Raw genomic sequence first — 6,321 nt, 5'->3', positions numbered from 1 at the left:
TCCCCGTGCCTTCCCAGGAGTCCCGCTGATGGCCCGCACCGTTGCGCCCGCCGTGAAAACCACCCTCTTCCAGCGTCTGGGGGGCAAGGCCGCCCTGACGGCCACCGTGCAGAAGCTCTACGCCCGGGTGATGACGGACGCCCTGCTGAAGCCCTTCTTCCGGCGCGCGGACCTGGCCCTGCTGCAACGGCAGATGGTCGCCCACCTCACGCAGCACCTGGGCGGCCCCGCCGTCTACCGCGGCCCATCCATGCGCGACGCGCACGCGGCGCTGAACCTGCGCCCGCAGCACTTCGAGCGCGTCGCCGAACACCTGGCCCTCGTGCTGGATGAACAGGACGTGCCCGGCCCCATCGCCCTGCAGGTGCTGTCAGCGGTGGACCTGCTCGAACCGGAGCCCGTGCGGAAGCCCGCGGCGAAGCGGTCTCCCCGGCCCCGGACAGAGGGCCGCCGGGTCATCGCGGCGGCGCCCGCCCCCCGGGCCTCGCGTCGTCGTGCATCGTCGCCCCTCGCGGGTGCGGCGAGTGAAGCGCTGCTCGACGCGGCGCGGGTCCATGTCCTCGTGCTGGATGCGGAGCTCGGGGTCGTGTTCGTGAACGCGTCGGCCACGGAGGCCATCGAGCGCATCGAGCAGACCCTGGCTCAGAAGGACGGCGCTTCGGAGGCGGTGGAGGGGGACTTCCTCTCCCGCTTCGAGCAGCAGCTGCGCCGTGAGGAGTCGCGGCTGGCCATGCCGTCGGCGCTGCCGCACGAGGCCGTCTTCTCCGTGGGCGGGTTCACGCTCAAGGCCCGCGTGGACGGCATCCTCGGCAAGGGCGGAGGGCTCACGGGCTACGTGGTGACGTGGGATGACATCACCGAGAAGCTCTCCGTGCAGGAGCGTGAGAAGTCCCTGGACACCACCCTGCGCGGCATCTTCCAGGAGGTGACGCAGCACTCGCAGACGCTCGCGGCGTCCTCGCAGGAGCTGTCCAGCGTCAGCCAGCAGATGGTGAGCAACGCGCAGGAGACCGCGGCGCAGGCCACGCAGGTGTCCGCGGGCGCCGAACAGGTGAGCCGCAACGTGCAGAGCGTCGCGTCCGGCATGGAGGAGGTCAACGCGAACATCCGCGAGGTGGCGCGCAACGCGACGTCCGCCGCCCGGGTGGCGTCGTCCGCCGTCAAGCTGGCGGACAACACGTCCCTCATCGTCGGCAAGCTCGGCACGAGCAGCCTGGAGATTGGCAAGGTCATCAAGGTCATCACCTCCATCGCGCAGCAGACCAACCTCCTGGCGCTCAACGCGACCATCGAGGCGGCCCGCGCGGGCGAGGCCGGCCGGGGCTTCGCGGTGGTGGCCAACGAGGTGAAGGAACTCGCGCGGGAGACGGCACGGGCCACCGAGGACATCGGCCAGAAGATCGGCACCATCCAGGGCGACACCGAGGAGGTGGTGAACGCCATCCTGGAGATTGGTGTCACCATCGGGCGCATCAATGAGCTGCAGACCTCCATCGCATCGTCGGTGGAGGAGCAGACGGCCACCGCCGGCGAAATCCTTCGCAACGTGGGCGAGGCGGCCAAGGGCAGCCAGCAGATCTCCGACAACATGGCCGCCGTCGCGGAGGCCGCGCGCAGCACCACCGAAGGCGCGGGCAGCACGCAGCGCTCGGCGGTGGAGCTGGCCCACATGGCGCAGTCGCTGCAACGGCTGGTCGTCCAGATCGAGACCGAGGGCGCCCGTCAGGACCGCTCGAAGTAGCTCCCTGTTCCCCAGGAAGGATGGCGCGTGCGAACCGGACTGAAGCAGGGGTGGGATGTGGACAGCCTCGTCGGCAGGCCCTGGCACGAGGTCTCCGGTGGCAATCCTGCCTCCGGCGCTTCGACGGGCCGCTGCCCGGTCGAACCCGGGGCCCGGTGAAACGTCCCCTCATGAGTGCCATCCGGGTCCTGGTGGTGGACGACGCGGCCGTGGTGCGGCGACAGGTGTCGTTGCTCCTCGCGGCCGATCCCGGCCTGGAGGTCGTCGCCACCGCGGCGAACGGCCGCATCGCGCTGGCGAAGGTGGAGCAGTTCCAACCGGACGTGGTGCTGCTGGACCTGGAGATGCCGGAGCTGAACGGCCTGGAGACCCTGAAGCTGCTGCGACAGCGTGCGCCCACGCTGCCCGTGGTGATGTTCAGCGCGCTCACCGAACGCGCAGGCTCGTTGACGCTGGAGGCCCTGGCGCTGGGCGCACGTGACTACGTGACGAAGCCCACGTCGTCCGGGGGACTGCACGTCACCGTGGACTCGGTGCGCGACGAGCTGGTGCGCAAGCTCAAGGGGCTCGACGTGCGCGCGTTCCCGGGCACGATGGGCTCGGCACTGGCGCCCCGGGTGCCTCTGCCCCGGCCCCGGGTGCCCGCGCGGGTGGAGGTCATCGTCATTGGCGCGTCCACCGGAGGCCCTGGCGCGCTGGTGCGCGTGGTGTCCGCGCTCCCGGCGGACCTGTCGGTGCCCGTGCTCATCGTGCAGCACATGCCGCCCCTGTTCACGCGGCTGCTCGCGGAGCTGCTGGAGGTCGCAAGCAAGCTGCGCGTGCGTGAGGCCGTCGCCGGAGAACAGGTCCGGGCGGGCACGGTGTGGGTCGCCCCCGGGGACTTCCACCTGGCCCTCGTCCGGAGTGCGACGGGCGTACGGCTCGTCACCCACCAAGGGCCCGCGGAGAACGCGTGCCGTCCGGCCCTGGACGTCCTCTTCCGCTCCGCGGTGGAGGTCTACGGCGCGGGCGTGCTGGCGGTGGTGCTCACCGGCATGGGCCAGGACGGACTGCGCGGCTGCCGGCAGGTGGACGAAGCGGGCGGTCAGGTGGTGGTGCAGGACCAGGCCAGTTGCGTCATCGGCAGCATGCCGGGCGCGGTGGAGCAGGCGGGACTGGCGGATGGCGTGACCTCCCTGGACGGGCTGGCCGCGGAGCTGGTGCGGCGCGTGGAAGCGCGCGGACGGAGGAGCTGATCATGCCCCTGCAACCCGACGACTTCGCCTGGCTCCGGCAGCACGTGCGGCGACGGTCCGGGCTCGTGCTGGAGCAGGACACGGCCGCGCTGGTGGAGACGCGCCTTACGTGGCTCATGCGCGAGGAGCAGGTGGCGGACGTCACCGCCCTGCTCGCCCGGCTGCGCGCCCAACCCGAGAACAGCCCGCTCCACCAGCGCATGACGGAGGCCCTGGCCAACCACGAGACGGCCTTCTTCCGGGACGCATCCGTCTTCGAGTCCCTGCGCTCCACGGTGCTGCCCGCCCTCCTGGCCCGGCGCGGACGGACGCGCACGTTGCGGATCTGGTGCGCGGCGTGCGCCTTCGGACAGGAGCCCTACAGCGTCGCGATGACGCTGGCGGAGGCGGGGCTGCTCATCACCGGCTGGACGGTGCGCATCCTCGCCACCGACTTCTCCACGCGCGCCCTGGTGCGCGCCAGCGAGGCCCGCTACGACGCGCAGGAGATCCACCGGGGCCTCACACCCCTGCTGCGCCAGCGCTACTTCCACCAGGAGCGCGACGGGGGGGGGCGGATCAACGAACAGCTGCGCAAGGCGGTGGAGCTGCGTCCACTCAACCTGATGGAGGACTTCCCGCCGGAGCCCCCCATGGACGTCGTCTTCCTTCGCAACGTGATGATCTACTGGGACGCACCCACCCGGCGCGCGGTGCTCGCCCGCGTGCGGCGGATGCTGCACGCGGATGGCTACCTGGTGCTGGGCGCCGCGGAGGCCGCCCCCCTCGTGGAGGACGGCTTCTCCCGACACCTCATCGGGCAGACGGGCTGGTACCGCCCCGCCCCCGTGCCGGGCGTCGTCCCCGTGGCGACAGTGGACGAGCGCAGCCAAACGCGCGCGCCCCCGCGCGTCACACCTTGAGCCGGATGGCCGACGGCAGCAGCGTCATGGTGCAGGGCAGCCGGCCCGGCGTCTCGCCGTCCACGTCGAGGAACACGTCGCCCGTCAGCGGCTCGGCGTGGATCGTGCGGCAGCGGAAGCGCCGCGTGCCCTTCCAGGTGACGTGGTCGCCGTTGTAGACGCCCTTGGACTTGAGGACGAAGTCGCTCAGGCGGTAGTTGGACCAGAGCGTGACGTCGAAGAAGCCGTCGTGCGTGACGGCGTCGGGGGCGACGAACATGCCGCTGCCGAAGTAGCGCCCGTTGGCCACGGCCACGGTGGTGACGCTCACCGTCTCCGGCGTGCCGCCATCCAGCGTCAGGCGCACCTGCTGCTCGGTGTACTTCACCAGGCCCTTCACGGTGCCCCACATGAAGCTGAGGTTGCCGCCCAGCGCCTTGCTGCCGGAGTTCACCTCGCGGGCCACCACCGCGCTCACGCCGAACGAGGCGATGTTGGAGAAGTAGCGCGTCGCGGGCTGGCCCTCGTTGTCGATGAACTCCAGCCGGCCCACGTCGAAGGGCTCCGTCTTCTCCGTGCGCAGGCGCTCCAGCGCGGACGTCAACTCCAGGTCCCACCCGAACGTGCGGCGGAAGTCACCGCCGGTGCCCCGGGGCAGCAGCCCCAGCGCCGCCTGGGGGTTGATGACCTTGCCGTCTCGGAAGAAGCCGTTGGTGACCTCGTTGAGGGTGCCGTCGCCGCCCACCGCGACGATGCACTCAAAGCCGTCGTCGATGGCCTGCCGCGCCAGCCGCGCCGCATCCATGCCGCCGCTGGTGAAGCCGTGCCCGAACTCACCGAGCACCCGGCCCACCTGCGCGGAGATCTCCACCCATCGCTTCCCCGTCTGCCCGTTGGCGCTGCGCGGGTTGACCACGAGGAACGTCTTCATTCAGTGCCTTCTCCCTGCGAAACCGCTTGTTTACGCGGTTGTGCGCCGGGGCTCCACTCCGTGACCCATCCAATGGCTCCGGGGCCCGGGGTGTTTGTCACCCGGACCATGCCATGCTGGGGTGTCCCCCCGCATCCTCGTCCCGGCCCCTGAGTGAAAACCCCGCCTTCGCCCGAGCAGCTCGGTCCCCACCTGGAGGCCACGCGCGCCCTGGACTGGGCCCTGCCTGCGCTGGCGGCGGACCTGGCCGCGGCGGGACGGCAGCCCTTCCGGGAGACGGGGGCCCAGGAGGACTTCCTCCACCGCCATGACGCGCCCGCCCACGAGGCCTGGGGGCCGGTGCGGACAGAGCGCTTCGAACAGGCCCTGGTCCAGGTGCGGCGGTGCGCGGACGCGGGCGAACCGCTGACGTTCGCCCGGATGGTGGCGGTCCAGGGGGAGGTGCTGGGCGCTCCCACGGGCTTCCGGACCGGGGAGGCCTTCGCGCGTCGCGGCGCACACCGCTATGCGCAGGCCTCCGGGCTGGAGGCGGCCTTCATCGCCAAGGTGGAGGGGGACGCCCGGGAGGCACGCCATCCGGTGGCGCATGCCATCCGGTTGTACCTGGACCTGTGTTTCTTCCATCCGTTCCCGGACGGCAACGCACGCGCGGCGCGGCTGTGGCTGGACTACATGCTGCGACGGGGCGGGCTGCCCACCCCGCCGCTTGGGCCCCTGGTGCTGTGGCCCAAGCGGCCCGGAGACGCCGTGGGCTACACGCGCCTGGCGCGGCTGCTGGCCCGGAGCATCGCGGGGCCGGAGGCCCCCTGTCGCAACGAGGTGTCTCCATGAGCAAGGTGAACGCGAAGACGCCCTGGCACCGCATCCGGGAGAGCCTGGATGACTACGACCCGGAGAAGCTCGCCGCCGTGCTGCGCAGGTACCTGGAGCCCCGGGTGCCGCCGGGGACGCGCAAGCTGCCGGACGAGGAGCGCACGGCGATGGGCAAGCACGTCGCGCAGCTGCTCAAGGAGAACCTGCCCCCCTGGTACTCGGAGTCGGGTGCGGTCCTGGGCAATGAGAGCCTGGGGGCCTACTGCTGGTGTCACAGCTTCTTCAACCAGCGGCCCACCCCCAACATGAACGTCAAGGACAACATCCAGCTCATGCTCAACGCGCTGGAGCAATCCCGTGCCTGGCTGTTCAAGCTGGATGCGGCCTATCAGACCCTCCAGCGGGAGCTGCCCTCGGAGCCCGGCGACGACGACATCCGGGTGCTGGCGCTGGCGGACGGCATGGTCCAGGTGCTGGACATCACCATCGAGGCGACGGGCTGTGAAGAGACCTGGTACGTCTTCGCGGATCAGGCCCTGGCGTGGATGTTCGACGCGCTGACCCTCCGCCCGGGCTATCAGGCGGGCAAGCTGATGAACAAGCTGTTTGCCTTTGAGTCGTGGCACGCGCCGCCTGGCGAGGAGCTGCGGGACTCGGCGGAGAAGGTGGCGGCGGCCGTCGTCGAGGACGAGGGCCGCCGGGCCCACCGGAAGCACTGAG

The 6,321-nt window shown here is 71.1% G+C and carries 6 protein-coding genes; 5 read left to right on the top strand and 1 reads right to left on the bottom strand.

Annotation, left to right across the window (positions count from 1 at the left end; genetic code table 11):
* Positions 1-28: 28 nt before the first annotated feature.
* The 3 genes from D7X12_RS16345 to D7X12_RS16335 all read left to right on the top strand — a co-directional run bounded on the left by D7X12_RS16345 (position 29) and on the right by D7X12_RS16335 (position 3,878).
* Positions 29-1,741: a methyl-accepting chemotaxis protein gene (locus D7X12_RS16345; RefSeq protein WP_147443691.1), complete on the top strand. Its 1,713-nt coding sequence runs from the start codon at positions 29-31 to the stop codon at positions 1,739-1,741.
* A gap of 170 nt (positions 1,742-1,911) precedes the next feature.
* Positions 1,912-2,976 carry a chemotaxis-specific protein-glutamate methyltransferase CheB gene (gene cheB / locus D7X12_RS16340; RefSeq protein WP_120626191.1) on the top strand — a complete coding sequence of 355 codons (1,065 nt, stop codon included), beginning with the start codon at positions 1,912-1,914 and terminating at the stop codon, positions 2,974-2,976.
* Between the two features lie 2 nt (positions 2,977-2,978).
* Entirely contained in the window at positions 2,979-3,878 is a 900-nt protein-coding gene (locus D7X12_RS16335; protein WP_120626190.1) for a CheR family methyltransferase, read from the top strand.
* Here D7X12_RS16335 and D7X12_RS16330 read toward each other — a convergent pair.
* Positions 3,868-4,788, bottom strand: coding sequence for a diacylglycerol/lipid kinase family protein (locus D7X12_RS16330; RefSeq protein ID WP_120626189.1), 921 nt, complete (start codon positions 4,786-4,788; stop codon positions 3,868-3,870). The two genes, D7X12_RS16335 and D7X12_RS16330, sit on opposite strands and share 11 nt — an antisense overlap.
* A 153-nt stretch (positions 4,789-4,941) precedes the next feature.
* On the opposite strand from D7X12_RS16330, the gene D7X12_RS16325 reads away from it, so the two are divergent.
* Together D7X12_RS16325 and D7X12_RS16320 are read left to right on the top strand one after the other, a co-directional pair.
* Complete coding sequence (locus tag D7X12_RS16325) at positions 4,942-5,619, top strand: Fic family protein (RefSeq protein ID WP_120626188.1); 678 nt, start codon at positions 4,942-4,944, stop codon at positions 5,617-5,619.
* Positions 5,616-6,320, top strand: a complete 705-nt coding sequence (locus D7X12_RS16320) for a hypothetical protein (RefSeq protein ID WP_120626187.1) — start codon at positions 5,616-5,618, stop codon at positions 6,318-6,320. Before D7X12_RS16325 ends, D7X12_RS16320 begins: the two co-directional genes overlap by 4 nt.
* The last annotated feature ends 1 nt before the right edge of the window (position 6,321 follow it).

Origin of the sequence: Corallococcus sicarius, assembly GCF_003611735.1 — a bacterium.
Taxonomy (GTDB): Bacteria; Myxococcota; Myxococcia; order Myxococcales; family Myxococcaceae; genus Corallococcus; species Corallococcus sicarius.
The sequence above is the reverse complement of the archived record's forward strand: the minus strand, read 5'-3'. Positions and strand labels throughout refer to the sequence as shown.